Origin of the sequence: Paenalkalicoccus suaedae (assembly GCF_006965545.2) — a bacterium.
GTDB lineage: Bacteria > Bacillota > Bacilli > Bacillales > Salisediminibacteriaceae > Paenalkalicoccus > Paenalkalicoccus suaedae.
In genome coordinates this window covers 2,986,637-3,011,168 of record NZ_CP041372.2, presented here as the reverse complement: position 1 = coordinate 3,011,168, position 24,532 = coordinate 2,986,637, and the positions used below count along the sequence as shown (strand labels likewise).

The 24,532-nt window shown below is 44.1% G+C and carries 19 protein-coding genes; 11 read left to right on the top strand and 8 right to left on the bottom strand.

Going from position 1 to position 24,532, the window contains the following annotated elements; translation table 11 throughout:
* Nucleotides 1-333 precede the first annotated feature (333 nt).
* Complete coding sequence (locus FLK61_RS15990) at nt 334-1,392, top strand: glycosyltransferase family 4 protein (RefSeq protein WP_176010359.1); 1,059 nt, start codon at nt 334-336, stop codon at nt 1,390-1,392.
* 889 nt (nt 1,393-2,281) lie between these two features.
* On the opposite strand, the gene FLK61_RS15985 is transcribed toward FLK61_RS15990, so the two are convergent.
* Nucleotides 2,282-3,304 (bottom strand): LCP family protein, encoded by a 1,023-nt coding sequence (locus FLK61_RS15985; RefSeq protein WP_176010358.1) that lies wholly within the window; start codon nt 3,302-3,304, stop codon nt 2,282-2,284.
* A 182-nt stretch (nt 3,305-3,486) separates the two neighbouring features.
* Nucleotides 3,487-3,813 carry a helix-turn-helix domain-containing protein gene (locus FLK61_RS15980; protein WP_176010357.1) on the bottom strand — a complete coding sequence of 109 codons (327 nt, stop codon included), beginning with the start codon at nt 3,811-3,813 and terminating at the stop codon, nt 3,487-3,489.
* A gap of 129 nt (nt 3,814-3,942) precedes the next feature.
* Here FLK61_RS15980 and FLK61_RS15975 point away from each other — a divergent pair, with 129 nt between their 5' ends.
* A complete protein-coding gene (locus FLK61_RS15975) occupies nt 3,943-4,797 on the top strand; it encodes a hypothetical protein (RefSeq protein ID WP_176010356.1) in 855 nt (284 codons plus the stop codon).
* Nucleotides 4,798-4,998: 201 nt separating this feature from the next.
* On the opposite strand, the gene FLK61_RS15970 is transcribed toward FLK61_RS15975, so the two are convergent.
* Entirely contained in the window at nt 4,999-5,919 is a 921-nt protein-coding gene (locus FLK61_RS15970; RefSeq protein ID WP_176010355.1) for an ROK family protein, read from the bottom strand.
* Nucleotides 5,916-7,367, bottom strand: coding sequence for a glycoside hydrolase family 1 protein (locus FLK61_RS15965; RefSeq protein WP_176010354.1), 1,452 nt, complete (start codon nt 7,365-7,367; stop codon nt 5,916-5,918). Before FLK61_RS15965 ends, FLK61_RS15970 begins: the two co-directional genes overlap by 4 nt.
* A 212-nt stretch (nt 7,368-7,579) precedes the next feature.
* Here FLK61_RS15965 and FLK61_RS15960 point away from each other — a divergent pair, with 212 nt between their 5' ends.
* The 6 genes from FLK61_RS15960 to FLK61_RS15935 all read left to right on the top strand — a co-directional run bounded on the left by FLK61_RS15960 (nt 7,580) and on the right by FLK61_RS15935 (nt 15,697).
* Entirely contained in the window at nt 7,580-8,587 is a 1,008-nt protein-coding gene (locus FLK61_RS15960; RefSeq protein ID WP_176010353.1) for a LacI family DNA-binding transcriptional regulator, read from the top strand.
* A gap of 28 nt (nt 8,588-8,615) precedes the next feature.
* Nucleotides 8,616-9,188, top strand: a complete 573-nt coding sequence (locus FLK61_RS15955; protein WP_176010352.1) for a YesL family protein — start codon at nt 8,616-8,618, stop codon at nt 9,186-9,188.
* A gap of 182 nt (nt 9,189-9,370) precedes the next feature.
* Entirely contained in the window at nt 9,371-10,693 is a 1,323-nt protein-coding gene (locus FLK61_RS15950) for an ABC transporter substrate-binding protein (protein WP_176010351.1), read from the top strand.
* A 192-nt stretch (nt 10,694-10,885) separates the two neighbouring features.
* Nucleotides 10,886-11,839: a carbohydrate ABC transporter permease gene (locus FLK61_RS15945; protein WP_176010350.1), complete on the top strand. Its 954-nt coding sequence runs from the start codon at nt 10,886-10,888 to the stop codon at nt 11,837-11,839.
* 2 nt (nt 11,840-11,841) lie between these two features.
* Nucleotides 11,842-12,672, top strand: a complete 831-nt coding sequence (locus FLK61_RS15940; RefSeq protein WP_176010349.1) for a carbohydrate ABC transporter permease — start codon at nt 11,842-11,844, stop codon at nt 12,670-12,672.
* 148 nt (nt 12,673-12,820) lie between these two features.
* A complete protein-coding gene (locus FLK61_RS15935) occupies nt 12,821-15,697 on the top strand; it encodes a carbohydrate binding domain-containing protein (RefSeq protein ID WP_176010348.1) in 2,877 nt (958 codons plus the stop codon).
* A gap of 1,035 nt (nt 15,698-16,732) precedes the next feature.
* Here the strand turns inward: FLK61_RS15935 and FLK61_RS15930 are convergent.
* The 3 genes from FLK61_RS15930 to FLK61_RS15920 all read right to left on the bottom strand — a co-directional run bounded on the left by FLK61_RS15930 (nt 16,733) and on the right by FLK61_RS15920 (nt 19,150).
* Nucleotides 16,733-17,599: an IS3 family transposase gene (locus tag FLK61_RS15930; RefSeq protein ID WP_176008054.1), complete on the bottom strand. Its 867-nt coding sequence runs from the start codon at nt 17,597-17,599 to the stop codon at nt 16,733-16,735.
* Nucleotides 17,563-18,126 carry a helix-turn-helix domain-containing protein gene (locus FLK61_RS15925; RefSeq protein ID WP_176007880.1) on the bottom strand — a complete coding sequence of 188 codons (564 nt, stop codon included), beginning with the start codon at nt 18,124-18,126 and terminating at the stop codon, nt 17,563-17,565. The genes FLK61_RS15930 and FLK61_RS15925 overlap by 37 nt, the downstream gene beginning before the upstream one ends.
* A 367-nt stretch (nt 18,127-18,493) precedes the next feature.
* Entirely contained in the window at nt 18,494-19,150 is a 657-nt protein-coding gene (locus tag FLK61_RS15920) for a YigZ family protein (RefSeq protein WP_176010347.1), read from the bottom strand.
* A 452-nt stretch (nt 19,151-19,602) separates the two neighbouring features.
* Here FLK61_RS15920 and FLK61_RS15915 point away from each other — a divergent pair, with 452 nt between their 5' ends.
* Both FLK61_RS15915 and FLK61_RS15910 read left to right on the top strand, forming a co-directional pair.
* A complete protein-coding gene (locus tag FLK61_RS15915; protein WP_176010346.1) occupies nt 19,603-20,739 on the top strand; it encodes a sensor histidine kinase in 1,137 nt (378 codons plus the stop codon).
* A 44-nt stretch (nt 20,740-20,783) separates the two neighbouring features.
* Nucleotides 20,784-21,482, top strand: a complete 699-nt coding sequence (locus FLK61_RS15910; RefSeq protein WP_176010345.1) for a response regulator — start codon at nt 20,784-20,786, stop codon at nt 21,480-21,482.
* A 520-nt stretch (nt 21,483-22,002) separates the two neighbouring features.
* On the opposite strand, the gene FLK61_RS15905 is transcribed toward FLK61_RS15910, so the two are convergent.
* Complete coding sequence (locus FLK61_RS15905) at nt 22,003-22,746, bottom strand: hypothetical protein (protein ID WP_176010344.1); 744 nt, start codon at nt 22,744-22,746, stop codon at nt 22,003-22,005.
* 819 nt (nt 22,747-23,565) lie between these two features.
* On the opposite strand from FLK61_RS15905, the gene FLK61_RS15900 reads away from it, so the two are divergent.
* A complete protein-coding gene (locus FLK61_RS15900; protein ID WP_176010343.1) occupies nt 23,566-24,414 on the top strand; it encodes a DegV family protein in 849 nt (282 codons plus the stop codon).
* Nucleotides 24,415-24,532: the final 118 nt, after the last annotated feature.

The window sequence follows — 24,532 nt, the reverse complement described above, 5'->3', positions numbered from 1 at the left end:
GCAGGTACGATAGAAAACACGTCTATCGTACCTGTTTTTAATATGTGTAAAAGGGTAAACTCTCCAAGAGCAACGAGGTTTGTGCAACAATTTGTCAAAGATTTGTATAAAATCCGCGTTCGGTGTGATATAATCCGAGCAGTGCAACTCTCAAATTAAATTACTTTGTAACCTTTTTCGTGTTTGGAACGTCTAATAAACGACATTTAAAAAACGAGCAACACCCGCATAGAACATAGATAAGTTAAAAACAAGCGATAGGAGAGACCTATCGGATAAAAAGAACATACTAACAGTTACCGTTGTTCTTATAAAGATTGGGGAGTGAATTTTTTGGAATTTGTATTAACGTTTCTTTTATGCTTTATCACTGCTCTATTAATCACGCCACTAGTTAAACGATTTGCGATAAAAATTGGCGCAACTGACAAGCCAAACTATCGGAAAGTCCACCAGCGCATCATGCCACGTCTTGGAGGCCTTGCGATTTACATTAGCTTCATGGTTGGAATGCTTGTCACCATGCCAGACTCACCGTACACATGGCCGATCATGATCGGTGGTACGATTATCGTTATCACAGGATTTTTAGACGATATCTTCGAATTATCAGCTAAAGTAAAGCTTCTAGGACAAATTTTAGCAGCTACAGTCGCTATTGTTGGCGGCGTTTATGTAGAATTTATTAACCTGCCCTTCGATGGCATCTTACAATTAGGCATGTTCGGCATTCCACTTACACTACTTTGGATTGTCGGTGTCACAAACGCAATCAATTTAATTGACGGCTTAGATGGTCTTGCAGCAGGTGTATCATCCATCGTCCTACTTACAATCACAACGATTGCCATTATGGACGGCAATATGTTCATCGTTGCTTTAGCTTCAATCTTACTTGCAAGTACTATCGGGTTCTTGTACTACAATTTCCACCCGGCAAAGATCTTTATGGGAGACACCGGATCACTATTCTTAGGATACATGATCTCCGTTATCTCTCTACTAGGATTCAAAAGCGTTACACTTTTCTCGCTCTTGATTCCAATCGTTATCTTGGCTGTACCAATCTCAGACACACTGTTTGCAATCGTACGCCGTAAAGTAAACAGACAGCCACTTTCGGCACCAGACAAGTCTCACTTGCATCACTGTTTCTTACGCTTAGGCTATTCTCACCGTTCATCTGTACTCATGATTTACGGAATCAGCGCCTTCTTCGCGCTATCAGCAGTCCTTCTCACGCAATCCACACTGTGGGGAGCACTCATCATCACGCTACTCGTTCTCTTTGCAGTCGAGCTGATGGTCGAGCTAGTTGGACTCATCAATACGGAATACCGCCCAATGCTAAACATGATCAACAGACTAACCAATCTGCGCCGCACATCTTAATCATTTTAACCGCTCTCCAGCTGGAGGGCGGTTTTTTACTGACTTCACACAGCTCTCCGAGCTGTCAGCCCTACGAACACTCTGCGACGGCCGGCCTTTGAACTTCCTCGCCCTGCAGGAGTCGACTGTCGTCTCCTCCAAAACGCCTCCTGTGGGATCTTAAAAACCTCTTTCCACTATGGATTGTTTTCGAATGTTCTTCGGGTCTGCCAGCTCTACGTGCTTATTAAAAAGTAGTAAGATGATTTTCATTAGATCAAAATCTTTCGAGCTTTAATTGATCTAGTGCCAGCTAGTTTCGTTCGGTTTTCCTAAAGATGTTGGGGGAGAGGAGTCAGCTCTACGAATGCCCTACGACATTAGCAGGGTCTTACGATGAGCCTACTCGTCAGGCAGAGGTCGACTGCCGTCTCCCTCTAGACGCCCTTCTGCGTGGTCTCATCGCAAGCCTATTCCTACTAATTGTCTCCGGGCATTCTACGAGTCTGCCTCCTCTTGAGCTTTTTGAGGGGAGGTAAAAGCATTAGAGTAAATGTTTAAGTACGAAAGTTAGATTAAACCTAAGAACTACATTCACTTAACTAACGATTAAAATAACGTAGCAGAATACCAGAAGTGATGCGCAAAGTGAGAGAAATGACGAGAAGAAGTGAAGCGAACCGTCACCGCAGGTAACCCGAAGCGACGTTTACGTACTACCAGTGGTAGCTCTTATGCGCAGCGAAAATCCTTTCTGACGGCCATTTGTTTGGTCGGCAGAAATAGTTGAGCAAGCCACCACCGGTAGTAGCAAACGGCGCGAAGGGGCGCCTGCGGTGCTGCGCTTAACCTAGATCTTCACCTCCATAAAAAAAGACCAACCGCAGTGGTTGGTCTTAGATCTGTTCATTTATTCTTCTGTTTCGTCGTCTTCTGCTTCACTATCGTCCGTTACTTCTGGTTCTTCAAGTCCAAGGTGGACACGTAGCTCCGTTGAAACTTCCTCTAATGATTGGTCTTCCACTTGGAAATAATAAACGCCGCTATAGGTTGCGTCATTGCCTCTAAAGTTGATTGATTCTACTTCATTTAAACTGCTTGCGTAGCCATGCATGCCGACAATTTCTCCGAAGGAAAGATTCATTTTTACGTGACGCTCTAGGCTTTCCATTACGTCATCGAAGCGGACGATCGAATTGAAGGACATTCCTTTACGAAGCATTGCTTCTAATACTTGTTGCTGACGTTCTCCACGACCAATGTCGCCGCGTGGATCGGATTTTCTCATACGAGCATAAGCAAGGGCTTCTTCGCCATCGAGCTCTTGGATGCCCTCATCAATGGAGATGGCATTTTGAGTATCAGCGCTGTCCATTTCGGTGAAAGCGATCGGCGAGTCGACTTCAATACCACCTAATGTATCCACAATTTCCATGAACGCTGTAAAGTTGATTGTAACGAAATAATCCACGGGGATATCGAGCATTTGCTCTACTGTATCAATCGTTAGGTCAACGCCACCGAAAGCGTGAGCGTGATTGATTTTATCCTCACCGCGACCTGGTATATCGACTAACGTATCACGAGGAATGCTTAGTACTTTTACAGAGCCTTCGTCACGGTTAAACGTGGCTAGAAGGTTAGCGTCTGTTCGACCGTCCAAATTACCGTCACGGTCATCGACGCCTAAAAATAGTATCGATATGTTATCTTTGGATGGAGATACAGGTTCCGTTCGATTCTCCGAGCGATCGCCTCGCTCAAGCTCAACGCTAGCGCTGGAAGTAACATCGTTAACTTGGTTTGCCATGTATGCCACGACTGCTCCAGATGCTGCAAACATTAGAACAAACATGATGAGTAATGTACGCATGAAACGCCGAAACGGGGATCGTTTACGGCCACTTTTTGATTGTACTCTTGATTGAGTCATTTGATTTTCTCCTTTAATTAGCGGTACTACATATATTTGACGAAAAAAATTTAAAAACGTTACATAAACTTGCACGAAGTCTTACCTATTTTACCTAAAAAGAGTCAAAGCTACAATATGAGATTTATGGAGGAGTGTCGAAAATACTCTAAAACACAAAAAAAGTAGCCGATTGGCTACTTTTATTTATCATAGGTTTGTTTCTTATTATGCTTTCTGTATAACTCTAGAGTCTCGCGTAAATACGTCACTTCTTCAGGGCTTAAGTCAGCATCTTCAAACTTTAAGTCTGCCTGCTGTCCCTTTGGACGTTTTACACCTAAAAGTTCATCTACTGAGACGTCAAAAAATAAGGCAATCTCACGAAGCAGTTCTAGTGAAGGTTCACGTCGATCTTTTTCGTACATGCTAATGGAGCTTTTACTAATATTCAGCTTTTGTGCTAGCTCCTCTTGTTTTAATCCGTGCCGGAGCCTGAGCGTTCTCAAGGATTCACCAAACGTCTGCATGTTTCATCACCTTAAGCAAATGTAGCACGCAGGAAAAATGAAAAAAGGCAAGTTTACAAAACGTGTTGTAAATACACGTATTGTGTATTATGATGAATACATATAAATGTAAATTTAAGGGGATTTTGTATGCATCTAGTTTCGATTCACCGAGCCGATTTTACTAGTGTTTATCATAATTTTGATCACATACCATCAAAAAGTTTTCCACTTGAGCTCCTATATAAGATGGAGCAACTCTTGCATGATGCAGGAAACAAACAGGCAAATAACCTGAAAGAAGAGTTTAAAGCATGGGAGTTGTCAGTCACATTTTCCTCCAAAGATGAGCTATTTATCGTCGAAGCAAGGGCGGTCAATAAGGAGCCTATCGAGTCCAAACGCATAAGCTACGAATTAGACCGTTTATTTGCCAAGCGCACGGCAACGCGACTGATTGAACACTACCATAACGTCATTACACCACTGCTGATTCGTTTACAAGAGCAAGAGGCGATGGACGAGACTCTTGAGTTCGAGATAAACCGCTCGACTCTTTACGTGCACTCCTTTCACCAATTCTTTATCGGGCAAAAGGCAGAGCCAACAACGATGGTTTTACCTGTTTTGGTGGAAACATTAAAGAAGCCACTTAGGCAAATTTATGGAGATGAGTGGCTGCATTTCCCCCACAAAGCCCCTGAATTATTACTTGAGGTACATAAAGACGCCCTCTTAGCTACGCTACTAGTAATCGTAGAAAAGTGGAGAGGGGAGCGACATGAAAAGCAGCTCAAGCTCCGCTCCCGAGCAACATTAGAAAAAGTGTACCTATCATTAGAAGGATTCGGAGTCGAAGGAATGCTCGATCAAGAGTGGGAAATCATCGTGAAGCAAGCAAACGAGCTAGGCGTCGCGTTGCGTGTAGATGAAGCTAGCCCAATAATTGAGATGCCGTTAATAAGTGCCGTGAAGACAAGGGCGTGGGAGAAGTATTATCTTTAAAGAGGGTGGATTTGCTGGGAAAGGGGATAGGGATACGCCATGTTGAGGTTCGTATGAGGTACTTCGCATTCCGTATGCATCAAACCTAGCGTTCTTTGCGTCATCTCCCTACAACCACACGTCTATCGCCTCCGCAACACCCTAACCCCAAAAAAGCCCCGTCGCATCCTCCTCGCGACGGGGCTTCAACTATCTATTACTTTATAAACTCAACTTTTTCTCAGGAGCAACAGGTACCTGCTGCAAGTGATAGTGCAAGGCACCAATCATTCCAGCGGTATTACCGAACGAGCAAAGCTCCAGTGGAATATCGAGCTTCATATCATTCATGTCAGCTAAGTGCTTTCTCATCTCGCCTAAAAACGCTCCTCGTGAAGTTATTCCACCACCAAGCAAAATCTTTTGCGGGTTTAAAATAGCGCCGATATTAAAGAGTCCTTTTGTTAGGTTCGAGTAAAAATCGTCGACTAACGCAATAACTTCTGGATCACCGTTATCATAATCAGCAAAGCATGCTTCGCCCGTAACATTCTCAAGCGTCGTGCCACGAAGCTTTGCATAGTTCAGTAGCAAGCCTCGCATAGAGCCGATCATACTTAAACAGTTATCAAGTGGGCGAGTGCCAGGACGGTCAGCCGTAATGATAAAGCCAACCTCGCCGCCACGATATGCATGACCGCGATACAGGTCATTGTTTAAGTACATCGCGCCACCAATACCAGTGCCGACCGTAATACATACAAAGTCGGTTAAATCCTGCGCGTTACCCTTCCACTTTTCCGCTAAAGCCACGCAGTTCACATCATTTTCTACCGTGACGGGAATGCCAAACTCCGCTTCGAGCGTATCCTTAAGCGGGAAGTGGTGGAAGCCGACGATTGCGCCCCCAAACTCAATGTACCCAGTATCTGCGTGAATAAAGCCAGGCATGGAGACCGCGATACCAGCAACATCAACCTCGCGCAGGATCTTGCGCATGCCCGCTAAGATCGTCTCACTATCTCCGTCTTTGGATGAAAATAAGTCGTGCTGCAATAGCTCGCCTTCCTTCGATAAAAGACCCCATTTTACGTTTGTTCCACCAATATCAAATGCAATGTACGGTTTTGTTAGTACGTTCAATCTCGACTCACCGCCCCCTCATTAGCGTGTCTTGCAATTAAATCCTTGTACCAGTAGAAGCTTTTCTTTTTAATACGTTTTAGCTCTTTTTCATCCGTTTCGTCGCGGTCAATGTAAACAAACCCATAACGCTTTTGATAGCCGTTTAACCAGCTAAGTAGATCCGTGAAGGACCACGTGCAGTAAGCTAAGACGTCTACGCCGTCCGTGATTGCTTTTTGAATTTCGTCAATGTGCTTCGAGATATAATCAATGCGGTAGTCATCGTGTACTTCCCCGTTTTCCGTCAGCTTATCAAACTCACCTAATCCATTTTCAGAAATAATGATTGGAAGCTTATAGCGGTTGTGAATTCGACGGAGCGCAACACGCAGGCCAGCAGGGTCGATCGCCCAGTCCCAGTTTGTCGTCTCTAAGTGTGGATTACGTTCATTGCGGAATAAACCAGGGACGCCGGATGCAGATGTCGTGCCCTTTTTACCTGTCGTATTCATCTTTCCTTCGCCAACACCGTCAAGCGGGTTCGCAGATACGGTGCCGGACTGATAGTAGTTCACGCCCATAAAGTCAGGCTTCCCAGCTTTTAAGATCTCTGTGTCACCAGGCTCCACTGTTGGTGCAATGCCTTCGCGCTCTAAGTACTTCATTGCCATATCAGGATATTCGCCGTTTACGTAAACGTCCATGTAAAAATGGTTGTTTAATTCTTCTGCATTTTCGTAAGCAATGATTGATTCAGGCTTGCAGTCAGCAGGGTAGATTGGACCGTAAGCAAAGCTTGGTCCGATCTTCCCGTCTGGCACAAGGTTGCGGAAGGACGCGATTGCCTTCGCATTAGCGAGAAACGCGATATGATTCGCTGCATACATACGCTTTAAATCCTTTACACCTGGTGGGTGAAGACCATTGCGGTAGCCAAGGCCAATAAAGATATTTTGCTCATTTAAGGTAATCCAGTGCTTCACGCGGTCGCCGTAGCGCGTAAAGAGCGTTTCGCAGTAAGTCGTGAAATCTTCAATAATTTGACGACTTTCAAATCCACCGTACTTATCCATTAATGCCTGTGGCAGATCCCAGTGATAAACCGTGACCATGGGAACGATATCATGTTGAAGTAACAAATCAATTAAACGATCATAAAAGGCAAGACCAGCTTCGTTTACTTCGCCAGCGCCTGTTGGATAAATTCGAGTCCACGCGATAGAGAACCGATACGTTTTAAGGCCCATTTCAGCCATAAGTGCTACGTCTTCCTCCATGCGGTTGTAGTGATCAACGGCTACGTCACCGTTCGTATTTTTAAATGTTGTGCCTTCGAGTTTTGTATACGTATCCCAAACAGATGGGCCTTTACCGTCTTGATCGTAAGCGCCTTCAATTTGATACGCAGCAGAAGCGGATCCAAAGAGAAACGTCGATGGGAATGGGTTCAGTGATGCATGATACATAAGTGAAAACCTCCTTGAGTTTATTACGCTGTTACGAAACCGATTTCGTTTTCATTGTAGAATAAAAAGTCTGCGTTTGTCAAAGGACTTTTTGCTTTTTCTCAAAAAAATATAAAGCGCTTTCGTTAAAAACGTTTATTTACGAAACACTTGTATAGTATGATGAGAGAGAACCATATATTTTAGAGCGATAGAAATAGAGGTGTAGGCAGATGCCGATGACAATTAAAGAGATTGCAAAGCTTGCGGGAGTCTCGCAGGCGACAGTATCAAAGATTATTAATAATTATGATGATGTAGGGGCAAAGACAAAGGAGCGCGTGCTTGCGATTATGGAGGAGCATGGCTATAGACCTTCCTATGCGGCGCAAACATTGGCGAGAAAAGAGACAAAGCTCATTGGCGTTATTTACGCTGGTAAAATAAATGTCGACTTTAATCACCCGTTTTTTGTTGATGTGGTCGATATGTTTAAGAAGACAATAGGTGGAGAAGGGTACGACCTTCTATTTTTCTCCAACGAAAAATTTCACACGAAAAACGAAAACTATCTAGCTCGCTGTCAACACTACAAAGTGGATGGGTGCATCATTATAGGCGGGGAAGAGGTCGAGCCGTCTGTTCATGACCTTGATAAGAGTAGTATCCCATGTATTGGAGTCGATATTGACCTGCAAGGAGATAACTCTGCGTATATAACTACCGATAACCGTACGATTGCGAGTCTTGCTGTGGAGCATTTCTACCTATTAGGTAAAACGGAAATTGGTATGATTGGGGGTCTATCGAAAAACTTAGTTTCTTATAATAGACTGCAAGGGTTTAGAGAAGCGATGCACACATATCGTCTTCCTGTAAATGAAGAATGGATTAAGTATGGAGATTTCTTCGAAGAAAGTGGCTACCGTTCTATGAAGGAATGGCTTACGAGCGGAGACTACCCAACGTCGATTTTTGCGGCATCCGATTTAATGGCGTTTGGTGTGATTCGAGCGATTCGAGAGCACGGGCTATCAACGGATGACTTTGCGATTATTGGCGTCGATGATATTATGGCTGCGCGCTATTCGATGCCAGCACTTACGACGGTGAAACAGGATAAAGAGAAGATCGGCAAGATGGCCGCATATTTACTGCGTGACATGATTCAAGGGAAATTAGATAAAACGAAAGTAATTGTGGAGCCAGAATTGATAATACGAGACTCCGCAAAAGCATAAGTATAACGCATAAGGGAGAGATTTTAGCATGGCACAAGGTCGCACATTTGGCATCATCGATACAATTTCAACGTGGTTAATGCGCCTAGTGGTTATTAATATATTGTGGATCGGCACGACGCTTGCTGGACTAGTGGTGTTCGGGATCGGACCAGCAACGACAGCAAGCTTTATTAAAATTAGAGGGTACTTGACGGGCGAAAAGGTATCGTACGTAGAAGCAGTTAGACGATATTTCCTAAGATCCGTCTTGTTTTCCTGGATTCTCCTTCTCGTAGGGGCAATTTTAGTCGTTGACTATTACTTTTTATTTAGATGGGAGAGCTCTCTTGCCAACGTTTTTATTGGCTTAGCCTTTTTCTTTACGATCTTTTATCTTGTCGTAGTTGCTTACGGGTTTATTTATATAAGTGAGGGGCGAACGATTAAAGAAGCGATTAAGCAGTCCGTGATTTATTTTTTGAGAAAGCCGAGTATGGTGATCACAGGATTGATGTCAATCGTGATTGGCGGATTTATCATTTCGCAACTAGCCGTCCTCCTTTTATTTTTTAGTTTTAGCTTAGGGGCTGTTATCCTCGCGCTTACATTTGGAAAATAAAAAAATAAATTTTAAATGAAAGCGTTGACAAAATAAAATGGCATCGTATACAATAACCTTACGAAACCGATTTCGACATCGATGCGCAATTTGTCAAAAGGTCACTCGCTTATATTTTTTGCCTGTTACGAAACCGATTTAGTAAATTGCATTTTCTAAAAACAATTAGGGGGAAAATGGTTATGAAAAAGTTTGGTTTAACAACAACACTCGTATTTACAACAATGGTTGTAGCCGCATGTGGCGGTGGCGGAGACAGCACAGCTACTCAGGACAATGATGGGAACGTAGTAGCAGACAATGAAGCAGAAGTTACGGATCTAGGAAGCGAAGACGCAGAAATAGAACTTTCTTTCTGGCTATTCGGTGCAACTGGTTACCCAGAACTTGCAGCTGAGTATGTAGAAGAGAATCCGGATGTCAGTATCACATTCCAAGAGATTGACATGGAAGATCACCACAACAACCTCTTCACTGCACTATCAGCAGGAAGTGGAGCGCCAGATATGGCTGCGATTGAAGTATCAGAAATCGATGGCTACAAAAATGCTCAAGATCGCTTTGTTAACTTATATGAGATGGGTGCTGACGAAATCGAAGGCGACTATCTTGACTGGGTTTGGGAAATTGGAACTGACGTAGAAGGCGATTTCCTATTCGGAATTCCAACTGACATTGGTCCTACAGTCATGTTCTACCGCGCAGATATCTTTGAAGAAGCTGGACTTCCTTCAGAGCCGGAAGAAGTAGAAGCACTTATTCAAACGTGGGATGATTACCGCGATGCAGCACAAACAGTATTAGACGAAACTGGAGTAGTCATGGCACCGAACGCAGAGACAGTTTACAACGCGAAGCGTGACCAAGCTCCAGAACAGTATTTCAACGAATCAGATGAGCTAATTCTTGAGCAATCAGAATTTGTGAAGCAAGCGTATGATGATACAGCACAAATGATCGAAGATGGGTACATTGGTGACTATGGCATGTGGACTCCTGAGTGGGGTGCAGCAATGGACGAAGGTAGCTACGCAACACTACTTGCTCCAGCTTGGATGCAAGGTGTAATCAAAGGTAACGCACCAGATCAAGAAAACTGGAGAATCGCAGCACTACCTGAAGGTGCTGGTAACTGGGGTGGATCTTGGATCACGGTTCCTTCTCAAACAGAGCACGCAGAAGAAGCATACGAGTTCCTTAAGTGGTTACTTGCTCCAGAGCAACAGCTAAAAGCATTCGAGAACATGGGTCTATTCCCATCTGCACCATCTGTCTACGAAATGCCTGAATTTGCAGAGTACACAGACGAGTACTTCGGCGGTCAAAACACAGCAGAAGTATTTGCTAATGCAGCACTTGAAGTAGAGCACATTCACAAAGGAGCTCAGTACGGAGAAGTAAACACAGAGATCCTTGAAGGATTAAACAACGTCTATGACGGCATTGAATCAGAAGAAGAGTGGGAAGATATTCTAAGCCGTGTACAACAGCGTATCTCTCGCTAATTAGCTAGAAGCATTCGATCTAAAAACAAAACGCACGATCTGTCACAAACGCAATACGATCAGCACGCAACACAACACACAAATAATTTAACAAGCATTATTTAGGGAAGGAGGGCTGTCAGGTGGCGCCAAACGCTGACTGTGACAGCCCTTTTTCTATCAACATGTCTTAAATTTGTAGGAGGAAAGACAATGGCTGAAGAGTATTCTGCCCAAGCAGAAAAAACATCACAAAAGAAAAAAAGCGCCTTTTCACGCCGCACGTGGGATATGATCGCAGGCTATTCCTTCATATCACCATTCTATATTCTATTTGCGGTATTTGGTGTATTCCCGATCTTCTTTAGCTTCTACTTAGCTTTCTTTAGATGGGACGGCCTAAACCCAATGGAATTCGTAGGCTTCAACAACTTTGTCATTATCTTTAATGACCCCCTATTTTGGAAATCAATTTATAACACGGTCATAATCGGCCTCATGGGGACTGCTCCTCAGCTTGTAGTTGCACTGCTACTCGCATTTGCGCTTAACTCCGTGTTACTTAAGTATAAAGGAATTTTCCGACTCGCTATTTTCTTACCATATGTAACGTCGATCGTAGCAGTAGCAATCGTATTCAGCGTTATCTTTAGTAACCAAGAGTCCGGTCTTGCAAACACATTCCTCGGATTCTTCGGCGTCGATCCAATTACATGGACGCGTTCGGAGTGGGGAGCGAAGTTTGCGATCGCAGCGATGGTATTCTGGCGCTGGGTCGGTTATAACACAATCATTTACTTAGCAGGGATGCAAGCAATCCCGAACGATTTATATGAAGCAGCAAAAATGGACGGAGCTACAGTTCGTCAGCAAATTTGGCACATCACGATTCCAATGCTGAAGCCATTCATCATCTTCTCTGTATTCACAGCGACGATCGGTGCGCTTCAAGTATTCGCAGAACCGCATATTTTCCAGGGACGTGGAGGACGACCTGAAGGTATCACAATCGTGCTTTACCTATACCGAGATGCATTCGGAAGTAACTTCTTCGGTACAGCATCTGCAACAGCGATTGTCTTATTCTTCATCATTATTATCTTCTCTTCTCTAAATATGTACTTTACAAACAGAATCGGCAGATCTAAAAAGGTGGAGGTGAAGTAGCAATGAAGAAACAAAACATGTGGGCAAAAATTGGCCTATACGCCTTCCTAACAATTGCAGGCTTATTATCGTTATTCCCGTTCTACTGGATGTTTGTCATGGCTACGAATCCAAACAATTTAATTAACCAATCACCACCTGTCATGACACCAGGATCAAACTTAGTCATTAACTTTCAAAACGTATTAGATAGTATCCCGTTCTTCCAAGCGATGCTTAACTCGCTGATTGTCGCAACGACGATTACATTCGGCGTATTGCTTCTATGTTCATTAGCAGGATTTGCATTCGCGAAACTACCATTCCCAGGACGCACCTTCCTATTCGTGCTTATCCTCGGAACGATGATGATCCCACCGCAGCTCGGACTTATTCCAAGCTATCACATCATCACACAGTTCGGCTGGTTAAGTGACCTTCGTGCGGTTATCGTACCAGGACTCATGAACGCGTTCGGTATCTTCTGGATGAGACAATATATCTCCAGTGCCGTACCAGACGAAATTATTGAAGCTGCAAGAATCGACGGATGCTCGACGTTCCGCATCTACTGGAACATCGTCGTACCAGTCATTCTACCAGCATTCGCAACACTCGGAATCATCGTCTTCATGGCTATCTGGGGAGACTACCTATGGCCACTCGTCGTCCTACAAGATCAATCTACACACACCATTCAAGTAGCACTACGCTCCCTGATGGATGATCGCGTACGTGACTTCGGGATGATCCTATCCGGTACATTCTGGGCAACCGTACCACTTATTATCGTATTCCTGCTCTTCAACCGCCTCTTCATCAAGAGTATCACCGACGGCGCAGTCAAGAGCTAATCATTCCTACTTTTTGTTAACCGCGTAACGCTCTTTCGTAGCCGATACGCGCACACAATTGGAAAGAGTACGCACAAGGTTTCTACCATAGCAAATATAAAAGAAGCCACTGCTAATGCGGTGGTTTCTCTATTAGGGAGAGAGACAAATGAAAAAAACAGTAGCTACAGCACTCGCTTCAACGCTCGTTTTACAGGCGATGCTTCCAACAGTAGTTAAAGGAGAAGAGACAGACGACATGTGGAAATTAACATTCGAAGACACGTTTGAAGGTACAACGCTTGATAAGAGTAAATGGTCGATTGATCAAGGGAACGGCTTTTATGATGATAACGGCAACTGGGTACCTGGCTGGGGGAACGAAGAGCTTCAGTCGTATGAAGAAGATAACGTCATCGTAAAAGACGGCATGCTTCACCTAGAAGGTCGTGAAGAAACGGTATCGAACGATAAGGGTACATACAATTTTACATCTGGTAAGATTCATTCCCAAGGTAATTTCTCACAGAAGTATGGTCGCTTTGAGGCGAGTATGTCATTGCCAGAAGGACAAGGCTATTGGCCGGCATTTTGGATGATGCCAGAAGATGACAAGTACGGTGGCTGGGCAGCATCTGGTGAGATTGATATTATGGAAGCGGCCGGTGGACGTCCAAGTCATATTGGCGGCGCGATTCACTACGGTGGACAGTGGCCAAATAATCGTTTTACAGCAAAGGATTACTACTTCCCAGAAGGCATTGATATTACAGATTTTAACGAGTACGCAGTCGAATGGGAGCCAGGTGAAATTCGTTGGTACGTTAACGATGAACTGTTCCAAACGCTCAATAACTGGAGCTCTGAGAATGCGAATAACGCAGCAAACTTCTCGTACCCAGCACCATTTGACCAAGAGTTCCACTTGATTTTAAACTTAGCAATCGGTGGCTGGTACGGTGGTAATCCGGATGAGACAACAGAGTTTAATCAGGCGGTGAAGGTAGATTACGTTCGCGCTTACGAAATGGACGAGTACCGCGAGCCGGTAGAACCTATTTCAGAGCCGAGCGAGCTACCTGAAAATACGAAGCAACCAGTAGACGGTAACTACCTCTATGACCCTTCGTTTGATGGAGACATTTCTTCGATTCGCACACCGGCTGACCTAGAGTCGTCGTTTAGTGAAGATGGATGGAATTTTGTCTACCTAGAGGAATTCGGAGCGGATGCTACCTTTAGCCAAGGCGAGGACGGTGTAACGATTGACGCTTCGGCATCAGGCTCGCAGCCTTACAGCATTCAGCTTATCCAGAATGCAACCGTAGGCGAAGGTCGCTGGTATCGCTTAAGCTTTGATGCGAAGGCGGAAGCAGCTCGCACACTAAACGTAAAAGTTGGCGCAGGTCCAGAGCGCGGCTACACGGCGTATTCACCAACGCGTGATTTCCAAGTTGGTACGGATTCTGCACGCTACGAGCTTGTTTTCCAAATGACAAATGAAACAGATCCACGTGCTCGCGTGGAGTTAAACGCAGGTCTTTCAACAGTGCCTGTCACGATCGACAATGTGGTTCTTGAAGAAGTCGACGCGGTTGATCCTTATAACGAAGATGCTCCAAAGACGGCAATTGCAGGCAATCACATTTACAACGGCACGTTCGACCAAGGACGCATGGATCGTACAACGTTCTGGCAGTTCGAAAGTGACGTAGCAACTGGCGTCGTTCCAGAAGATACTCGTCGCTTTACGTACACGTTTGATGGTGCTGGCGAGGCGGAGTTGATGCAGCCTGGACTTGTGCTACCTGCTGGTGACTATACGCTTGCGTTTAACACCATGTCAGATGCTTCGGCGCCGATCAGTGTTTCTGTGACTGGGGAAAATGGGGTAGAGCTAGTGAATGAATCCGTAACAGCTCCTACTAGTGCGCAAGATCACGAAGTGACGTTTACATTAGATAGCGCAGTAGATGCAGCGGCATTAACGTTTGTTGCGACTGCTAGTGGCTCTATCGACAATGTTAGTCTTATGCGTGAAGGGGCAGAAGAGGAAGAGGCCGCAGGCGAGCGCTTCCCACTTCTAAACGGATCGTTTGAGACAGATGAGCATTGGTTCAGCCACGTACAAGGTCAATTTGACGGGACATCACAAGCGGATGTAACGGTAGGCAATGGTAAGGCAGAGCTTGCAATTGGTGACGTCGGCCAAAACCCATGGGATATTCAACTATTCCAAGAAAACGTTGCGCTAAAGGCAGGCGAAACGTACACATTAACGTTTGATGTAGCTTCAACAGTTGATCGCACGATCGAAGCAGTTATTGAGAACGCATCATACGAGCGCTATTTATCGGAAGAAGTAGCAGTAACGGCTGCTGGTGAGACAGTATCATTCACGTTCGATATGCCTATCTCTGACACAACTGCTGTGAAATTCTTAGCAGGTAACGTCGACGGAGAGGTAGCTCCTCACACGCTGACGTTCGAAAATGTATCACTCGAGATGCACGTGGAAGAAAGCGACGGCGTTTCGTTCTCTGACTTCGATGAGTCTCATGCAAGCTACGAAGAAGTAGCCGAGCTATTAGAGCGCGGCATTGTAAAAGGCTTTGGTGATGGTACGATGCGTCCAGGTCAATCGATCACGCGTATGGAAGCAGCGATCCTGCTCACACGTGTGCTAGAACTTGCGCCAGGCAATGATACAGAGGCATTTATGGATGTACCTTTGGATCATCCAAGCCTAGACTACGTCCTAGCTGTGCGAGAAGCTGGTATCTTCAGCGGTAGCCCATTCAATCAGTTCTTCCCGAAGCGCGAGCTCGTGCGTGGAGAAGCGGCTGCGATTGTGCTACGTGCGTTCGGAGTACCTTACTCGACTGACTTCACGCGTGGAGAAAATGATGACACGTTTAGCCACGAAGTACAGTCGCTCGTAGAAGCGGAGCTGATGATTGGGCGCGGTAACGGTGACCTCGCTGTGCGATCGTCGATCACGCGTTTAGAGTTCTTGTTGCTTCTAGCACGAGCGGATAAGATGTAAGTCAAGATCAAGATCGGCACCTCCGGCGCCCCATCGCGTCGTTTGCAACTACCTGTGGTTGCTTGCTCAACTATTTTGTCCGGCCAAACAAATGGCCGGACAAAAGGATTTTCGCTGCGCGGAAGGGCTACCACTGGTAGTACGCAAACGTCGCTGCGGGTTGCCTGCGGTGACGGTTTTATTTAAGATATAGCCCTCCATCTTCTCGTTAACAGAAGGTGGAGGGCTTTTTATTTAGGATTCTGTTCGTTTTAAGGTGGGGTGCCTAATTCAGATGGGTTGGTGCCAAATAGAAGGGTGGTGGTGCAAAATTTAAGGGAGGTTGTGCCAAAAAGCTAGCATGTTGTGCAAAATTGTAAATGAATTAGGTGATTAAAGTAAGTCTAGCATGGATTGTTTTTTTAGAAGAGACCGTTAGGATTTAGTGAAGACAATCAAATTGCTAAAGAGCCACATTGAGAGGTCAAGTGCGGCACCTCCGGCGCCCCTACGCATCGTTTGCTACTACCTGTGGATGCTAGCTCAACTATTTTGTCCGGCCAAACAAATGGCCGGACAAAAGGATTTTCACTGCGCGGAAGGGCTACCACTGGTAGTACGCAAACGCTGCTCCAGGGCACCTGCGGTAACTTTGTTTATGGAATTGACACTTTTTCTTTTTTTATTTAGGGGCACGAGGCGTTTGTTCGTTGCCTCGCTTTTTATAGAAGACCGTGTCGGTAGTTGGCTTATGGGTTATTTCAGTTCTATACTGTTGATATCTTTCATAGAAGGTTCAAAAGAGATTATTGCTAAAGTGCCGTGCTACAAAATCCTAAAGCTTTTTAGTTTAACGCTCATCTTTACTCTGCTTTCGGTACATAAAGTTTGTATACCGTACATAAAAACTCAATACGGTACATTTATTTCATACACGGTACATTCTTTCTTAATACGGGACATAAATCTGAAATTGGTTGAGAGCCAGTCATTAAATTTCCTAAAACCATAAGAAAAGAGCCTCTTGGTGGCTACCCCTAAAAGTTAGAGTTTTTATTATGCAGCTAATTGGCTGGTTTGTGTTCGGTATTCGACTGGACTAAAACCAGCCAATTTTTCTTTTGATCGTATATGGTTGTACCAGTAAATATATTCTTCAATCTGCCTTTTTAATTCTTCGTAGCTCACTAATTTTTCTCCATAATACATTTCTTGTTTTAATATACCAAAGAAATTCTCTATTGAAGCATTGTCTGCGCAGGTTGCTTTACGTGACATGCTTTGAAATACTTTATTTTCTTTTAATGTCCTCACCCATTGGTTGTGCTGATAATGCCAGCCTTGATCGGAGTGGATAGTCGTACGATAGGTTGCCTGAGCTCCTAGTACTTCTATTGTTTCTTTTAAAGGTTCCATGACAAGATCTAATGTTGGACGTTTCTTGATACCAAACGCGATAATTTCCCCATTGTAAAGATCAAGGAGTGGATTTAAGTACAATTTCTCTTCTCCTAGACATTTGAATTCTGTAATGTCGGTTACTAATTTCTGAAAAGGAATAGGCGTGCTAAATCGGCGGGACAGTCGATTCTTCGCTACCTTTCCAACCTTACCCTTATAAGAATTGTATCTACGAGACTTCCTCATAAACTTTACGCATTTTAACCCTAATTCCCTCATAAGTCGATACACTTTTTTGTGATTAATACACCAGGCTGATTTCTTTAATTCCTTGGTAATGCGTTTATAACCATAACGTTCATGAAACGCCTTAAACAGCTCAGTAATGACTTCTTTTAGTTCTCTATCCGGATCTTCTTTCCCAAAGTTTTTCACATGATAGTGGTAGGTTGATTCTGGAATACCTACAATAACTAGAATATCTTTTAATCGGTATCCTTCTTCTTTGAGTTCGAACGCCACTGTTGCTTGTGCTTTTCGTGGAAGGCATTCGGATTCTCTCGAAAAGCTCTCAACTTTTTTAGGTAGGCATTTTCTAGCCGCAACAGTTCATTCTCGCGTTCTAGTTCGTCTTCACGTGTTAACTTCTTCTCTTCTTTTCCCTTTGATTTATTACTGTTTTTAGACATAGAAGGTCGCTCCTTTGATCTTGGTTTCAGGCCTCCTAATCCTTGTTCATTAAATGTTTTCATCCAACTGTAAATTAAAGCAGGATTATTCAATCTAAATTGTTCAGCAGTTTCCTGAAAAGAAGCACCTGTCTCAAGCATAAATTGTATCGTATCCACTTTAAATTGAACAGAGTACGCCTCATTCGTTCTTCTTCGTTTTAATCCTTCAACCCCTTGCGTTTTATAGGATCTTACCCAATTTTGTAGTGGAGTTCGAGAGGGCATATTATACTTTTTAGCTAATAATTTATACCCGAGATTTCCATTCAAATATTCGCTAACAAGTTTCATTTTAAATTCTTCACTATATTTGGCCATAAAAACACCCCCGAAAGTTAGATTATCTACTCTAACTTTCGGGGGTCGGTACCCTTTCTTACAAAAAGAAGGCTCTTTTCTTATAGCTTTTTAAATCAAACGCAGAGGTGGCAGACCCGGAGGACATTCGGAGACAATCCATAGGGGAAAGAGGTCTTTGAGATCCCACAGGAGGTTGCTTAGGGGTAGACGGCAGTCGAGCCCTACCGACGAGGAAGCTCAAAGACCGGCCCTATGGATGTCGTAGAATGTCTGGAGGGCTGACAGCTCGGAGTGCAGATTTAACTAGTTAGTCCTTTAGCAATTTTAGCTCGAAGAGCTAAGCACGTAGGCACTAAGCTAGTTAGCTCTTAAGCAACTAGCTGCCCTACTCCCGCTCCTTACCAGTAAGCGGCACATCCCTCTCTAAATACTTCACACCACGAGATTCGATCTTCGCTTGTCCACTTGTCAGGTCTGTGATCCAAGATGTGTAGTCCTCAAGGTCGCCGTCTTCGACAAATACTTCGACGGTTACTTGCTCTTCGTAGAGGATCTCTTTTAATAGGTAAGCGGACGATCGAATCTCATTTTCTACCTTGCCGAGCATGGTGTAATCAAAGGTTGCTGCGACGATGGTGGCAAGTTTGCGCTCAACTACGCCAGTTGCATTGATACCAGCGCTTGTTGCGGAGCTATACGCGCGGATGAGTCCGCCGGCGCCGAGCTTAATGCCTCCGAAGTAACGCGTGATGACAACAACGGTGTCCTTAAGCTGGCGCTTCTTGATGACTTCTAAAATTGGGACGCCGGCTGTGCCAGAGGGTTCGCCGTCGTCGTTGGCTTTTTGGATAAGGTCGTTCTCGCCGATCATATAGGCGGAGCAGTTGTGGTTGGCGCTCCAATGCTCCTTTTTAATCGCTTCGATGAATGCTTGCGCGTCCTCTTCAGATTCAACGCGTTTGACGTGTGCAAGAAAACGTGACTTTTGGATGACGATTTCATCGCCTCCAGATTCTTTGACTGTAAAATAGGATGAAAGCATATCGGATAATCTCCTCTGCAAAAAAAATTGTCATATGCCATATAGCACACGATTTGTATTGTAAAAAAATATAGAAAAGTTGTGAAATCGTGCAGAATGACTATGAATTTAGGGTATGATGATTAGAGATATCTAGTCAAGTAACCTTCCTTACTAGGTTTTTTTCTAGAATTACTTGACCAAAGTGAAGGATATCGGAGACAATAAGGAGAATAGATTAGGTGTTAGTGCCTAATTTATCTTTTCCTCCACAAAGATAGCCCGAATCATGTGTAATTGAGGCAGTCTTTAGTGATAAGTCAAAGGAAATAATTTCTTAATGACGAATTACCCCCATAAAGGACAGCTTACCTACGAGTATATGTTTGTAGTCACTTTGTGCTACACACGGCGAACCATCAATACTAAGGTTAGCGATGGCGTAATTTGTTGCACAGAAAGTGAGGGGTTGGATGGGCTCCGTAGAAGCAATTGATCATATCCTCACTAGTATGATGGATATGGTTGGCAAAAGCAAAGAACAAATCTTTGAGATTGGCGAGGACTCTCGCACTGAATATGAGCAGCTGAAAGATGAGCTTGAGACTATCAAAAAAAAGGTTGTCGAAGTCATCGAACAAAGCGACAAAATGGAGCTACAATCACGTTTCGCTCGAAATAGGCTTGCAGAAGTTAGCAAGCACTTCGATAACTATAGCGATAGAGAGGTCCGAGAGGCTTATGAGCAGGCCAATGATTATCAGGTAAACTTGACGGTCCTGCTACATGAAGAAAAGCAGCTACGAGATCGGCGCGATTCAATTGAACGGCGGCTCATGAAATTGGAAGAAACAATGGAGAGAGCAGATCATCTCATCAACCAAATCAACGTTGTCATCAATTATCTCACAGGAGACTTGATGCAGGTATCCGAAATGATTCAAGACGCGGAAGAAATGCAGAAGTTTGGGCTTAAGATTATTCAAGCCCAAGAGGAAGAACGCAAAAAACTTTCCCGGGAAATACATGACGGACCAGCTCAAATGATGGCGAACGTTGTCATACGCTCAGAAATTGTCGAGCGAGTGCTAAATAAAGAAGGTGTCGAGCAAGCAAGACAGGAAATTAAAGATCTAAAGGCAATGGTGAAAGATTCTTTAATCGAAGTACGTCGCATCATCTATGATTTACGTCCCATGTCACTCGACGACTTAGGTCTCATGCCAACGCTCGCGAAATATTTAAAAAACGTCGAAGAGCATTCACAAGTACAGATCCAGTTTAAATCCTTTGGCAAGGACATGCGCTACCCAACGCAAATGGAAGTCGCAATCTTCCGTTTCGTCCAAGAGGCAGTCCAAAACGCAATCAAGCACGCTGATGCAAGCATGATTTCAGTCAAAGTGGATCCAAAACCGAACTCCGTCGTAGCTGTCATCAAGGACGATGGCAAAGGCTTCGATACCTCTATCAAAAAAGAGGGCAGCTTCGGGCTTGTGGGAATGAAGGAGCGTATCAATATGCTTGACGGAAAAATCAGCATAGATTCAAAACCAGGTGCAGGCACACTCATCGTTGTCCAAATACCTGTTCAAACGCAAGCTAGTTAATACAACCAGAAAGGGTGTATGAGATGTTATTAGGAGGAGAACAAATGGAAAATACGAATAAATTACGCATTGTGTTAATTGATGATCACCAGCTTTTCCGCGAAGGTGTAAAACGAATTCTTTCAATGGAAAGTAACTTTGATGTTGTTGCAGAAGGTAGCGACGGCGACGAAGTAATCGATCTTGTCCGTCACAACCAACCGGACGTTGTCCTTATGGACATTAACATGCCTAACGTAAACGGCATGGAAGCGACGAAAAAGCTAGTCGAAACATTCCCGAACGTAAAAGTACTCATCTTATCTATTCACGATGACGAAACGTACGTAACGCACGTTCTTAAAACAGGAGCTTCAGGCTACCTATTAAAAGAAATGGACACAGAAGCATTAATCGAAGCTGTCCGCGTTGTTGGCGAAGGTGGAGCTTACATTCACCCGAAGGTAACGTTCAATCTTATTAAGGAATACCGTCGTCTAGCATCTGATAACGGTGGCGAATCGGAAATCGGCTTCCGCGAAGTCGAGTACCGTCGTCCACTTCACCTCCTCACACGTCGTGAGTGTGAAGTACTTCAATTAATGACAGACGGAAAGAGCAACCGTGCCATCGGCGAAGCGCTCTATATTTCGGAGAAAACAGTTAAAAACCACGTTTCAAACATCCTACAGAAGATGGGTATGAACGACCGTACGCAGGCTGTAGTAGAAGCAATCAAAAACGGTTGGGTTAAGGTTAACTAATCTATTTCCAGTGCACGGGACTCTTAGGAGTCTCGTGTTTTTTGATTTAAAGGTGCAGCATTTTGGAGTTCAAGGGCAGAATCTCCGGTTCTCCTGCGCTCCCGGATGGGGCTTTCCTGAGGAGCTAGCTCAACTATTTTGCCTGGTCAAACCAATGACCAGGCAAAAGGATTTTCGCTGCGCCTAAATGCTCCTCTAGGATCCACCAGCTTTCGCTCCGAATAACTGGAGGGGACGGACTGATTTGTCAGAGACACTTTATATTAATGCTAGGCACTAGACGTCAGTTCGTAGACTAGCTATAGAAGTTTTAATTGCTATGAGATCAGTAACCACCTAAATGGTATAGAGGGAAATAAACAATTAGTTGAGGTAAAACATCGAATGGAGAATTCGGCTAGTTCAATAGTAGTCGCAGTCGTCACCTTTTATAATGCGTTATTCTTTATGAGATCAGATAAGGTGAAAATCCGAAACTCAACAAGGCTTTAAATTACGTATCACTACTAGATCATTTCTTCTAAACTTCATCTTCTTCCTCTAATCCAATGGGGTGCTCTTCTTCTGCATCATCAGGTATGACGTCTTCAAGTTGAAAGAAGCCTTCTTCAAATTGCTCTACTTCTTCAAAGTCAATAATTGTCGTAACTATGTCAAAATTTTGCAATGAGACCTTTAAAAGCATGGGATTATCCTGATTAAACCAATATTCGTTACCCTGCAGGTCTGAAATTTTATGTGCCATTGCTCCATTTATTTCTTCTTCTCCTTCGTAAGTTAGGGAGGACTCTTTAATATTCTCTTCTATCCCATCAGCCCAAAATAAAATTTCAGCCCCAGTAAGGTCTTCTTCCTCTGTCATATCATCATAATGATACGTGTTATCATAATCTTGGTAAGTAATCGCATAATCAGCTGTAATTCCTTGATAGGTAGCCCCAGGAGAGCCTTCGCTATCTATTTTTGTTCTGATCAACATATCCTCCCCTGATAGATCCGTGTACTCCACTACGTGATCCAGTTCGTTAGGACCAAGTTCGAATTCAAACCGGTATCGATCGATATCTCTAACATAGCGTATAAAATCCATCGCGATTTCTTCCGCTTCATTTAATTCACTCTCATCAATTTCCTCTACTCTATCATCAGCATTATCGTCTGATAGACCATTCGATTCATTTGTAGCACTCATCTCTTCATTGCCTGACTCACTACAAGCAACCAATGTCGCCAAACTAAAACTAAACAAAAAGACCTTTTTCACAATCCTTCCTCCTTTAGAAAATACAAGTTATCTATTTTACATATAATTTCCTCCTTCCCCACCCAGCATTTTTAAAACGGGAGTCTAGTATCAACGAACCTGAACGTATCAATCTAAGAAAACACTTTTCTACTGCACTTGTTAAACCAAACGCAGAGCTGGCAGACCCAGAAGACATTCGGAGACAATCCATAGGGGAAAGAGGTTTTTGAGATCCCACAGGAGGCGTTTAGGAAGAGACGACAGTCGACTCCTGCCGACGAGGAAGCTCAAAGACCGGCCCTATGGATGTCGGAGAGTGTCTGGGGGGGCTGACAGCTCGTAGTAATATGAACCACCTTTACAGTTAAGCATCAACCGCTAGCCTGAAATCAGCGGGAAAAGCACCCACTGCTTTCTAAGGGCAAGGCTAGCTCAACAAACTCGCAAAGACCGCAATCTTTTTGTGATGCTTTTCAGACCGCGAAGATCACACGGTCAATGGATGTCGGAGAGTGTCTGGCGGGCTGACAGCTCGGAGAGCAGATTTAAACTATGTGGCACTTTAGCAATTGAAGCTCGAAGAGCTGAAGCACTTGTTTTAAACTGTTTGGCACTTCATTACATAAGCTCGAAGAGTTTATGTTTTTAAACTAGTTGGAACTATATTCAACATAAACATAAACAAATAAGCACTTTATCAAAGTAGCACGTCACCAAGTTAGCTCAAAGAGCTAACGCAAGTAATCTCTTAAAAGACATAGACAACCACAACTACCTCTTGGTAGTATAGAAGAATACTAGACCAGCCGAAAGCCGGCAGAGGAGGAACCACGTTACATGAGTAAAGTCGCCATCGTTACAGACAGCACATCTTACATACCAGAAGAGCTGAGAAAGCAGTACGGTATAACCATGGTCCCTCTAAACGTTGTCTTCGGAGACGAAACGTTTAAAGAGGAAGAAGATATTACGACAGAAGAATTCTATGCGAAAATGAAAGAGACCGAAAAACTCCCAACAACCTCGCAGCCAAGCATCGGATTATTTGAAGAAACCTTTCAAGAATTAAGCCGCGATCACGAAGACATCATCGTCATCACCCTATCAAGCGGAATAAGCGGAACGTACCAGACAGCAGTAGCCGCAGCCAACATGGTTGAAAATACGAATATCCATATTTTCGACTCGGAAATAAGCTGTATGGTCCAAGGATTTTATGTCATGGAAGCCGCTAAACTCGCACAAACAGGCGCAGACGCAAAAACAATCAAGAAGAAACTCGAAGACATGAAATCGCACGTGTATGCCTACTTCATGGCAGACGACCTCAGCCACCTACACCGCGGAGGACGCTTAAACGGCGCGCAACTCTTCATCGGCAGCATGCTACAAATTAAGCCTGTGCTCCACTTCGAAGATCAAAAAATTGTGCCATATGAAAAAGTGCGCACAGAGAAAAAGGCCGTTGCCAAAATCAAAGCACTACTTGATGAGCACGCCAAGTCAGCTCAAACCATCAGCATCACTGTCATTCACGGCAATGCGCCTGAGAAGGCAGAGACCATCGCAGAAGAACTACGCGAAAAGTATCCACAGGCAGACGTCTACATCAGCCACTTCGGACCCGTTATCGGCACGCATTTAGGCGAAGGTAGCGTCGGCATCGGCTGGTGCAAGCATTCGTAATCATACCTATATCTTATTATTTTGGCGGGTGCACAGGGTTCTAAGCCGCATCCGTCACACCTTATAGAGTTTCTTAATAACCTTACGAACGAACCCTTCATTCATTTTAATGTGATAA

Excerpts from the sequence above, each read along its gene's own strand:
- FLK61_RS15985 (WP_176010358.1), bottom strand. The coding sequence starts at position 3,304 with ATGACTCAATCAAGAGTACAATCAAAAAGTGGCCGTAAACGATCCCCG.
- FLK61_RS15980 (WP_176010357.1), bottom strand. The coding sequence starts at position 3,813 with ATGCAGACGTTTGGTGAATCCTTGAGAACGCTCAGGCTCCGGCACGGA.
- FLK61_RS15975 (WP_176010356.1), top strand. The coding sequence starts at position 3,943 with ATGCATCTAGTTTCGATTCACCGAGCCGATTTTACTAGTGTTTATCAT.
- FLK61_RS15965 (WP_176010354.1), bottom strand. The coding sequence starts at position 7,367 with ATGTATCATGCATCACTGAACCCATTCCCATCGACGTTTCTCTTTGGA.
- FLK61_RS15960 (WP_176010353.1), top strand. The coding sequence starts at position 7,580 with ATGCCGATGACAATTAAAGAGATTGCAAAGCTTGCGGGAGTCTCGCAG.
- FLK61_RS15955 (WP_176010352.1), top strand. The coding sequence starts at position 8,616 with ATGGCACAAGGTCGCACATTTGGCATCATCGATACAATTTCAACGTGG.
- FLK61_RS15950 (WP_176010351.1), top strand. The coding sequence starts at position 9,371 with ATGAAAAAGTTTGGTTTAACAACAACACTCGTATTTACAACAATGGTT.
- FLK61_RS15945 (WP_176010350.1), top strand. The coding sequence starts at position 10,886 with ATGGCTGAAGAGTATTCTGCCCAAGCAGAAAAAACATCACAAAAGAAA.
- FLK61_RS15940 (WP_176010349.1), top strand. The coding sequence starts at position 11,842 with ATGAAGAAACAAAACATGTGGGCAAAAATTGGCCTATACGCCTTCCTA.
- FLK61_RS15935 (WP_176010348.1), top strand. The coding sequence starts at position 12,821 with ATGAAAAAAACAGTAGCTACAGCACTCGCTTCAACGCTCGTTTTACAG.
- FLK61_RS15925 (WP_176007880.1), bottom strand. The coding sequence starts at position 18,126 with ATGGCCAAATATAGTGAAGAATTTAAAATGAAACTTGTTAGCGAATAT.
- FLK61_RS15920 (WP_176010347.1), bottom strand. The coding sequence starts at position 19,150 with ATGCTTTCATCCTATTTTACAGTCAAAGAATCTGGAGGCGATGAAATC.
- FLK61_RS15915 (WP_176010346.1), top strand. The coding sequence starts at position 19,603 with ATGGGCTCCGTAGAAGCAATTGATCATATCCTCACTAGTATGATGGAT.
- FLK61_RS15910 (WP_176010345.1), top strand. The coding sequence starts at position 20,784 with ATGGAAAATACGAATAAATTACGCATTGTGTTAATTGATGATCACCAG.
- FLK61_RS15900 (WP_176010343.1), top strand. The coding sequence starts at position 23,566 with ATGAGTAAAGTCGCCATCGTTACAGACAGCACATCTTACATACCAGAA.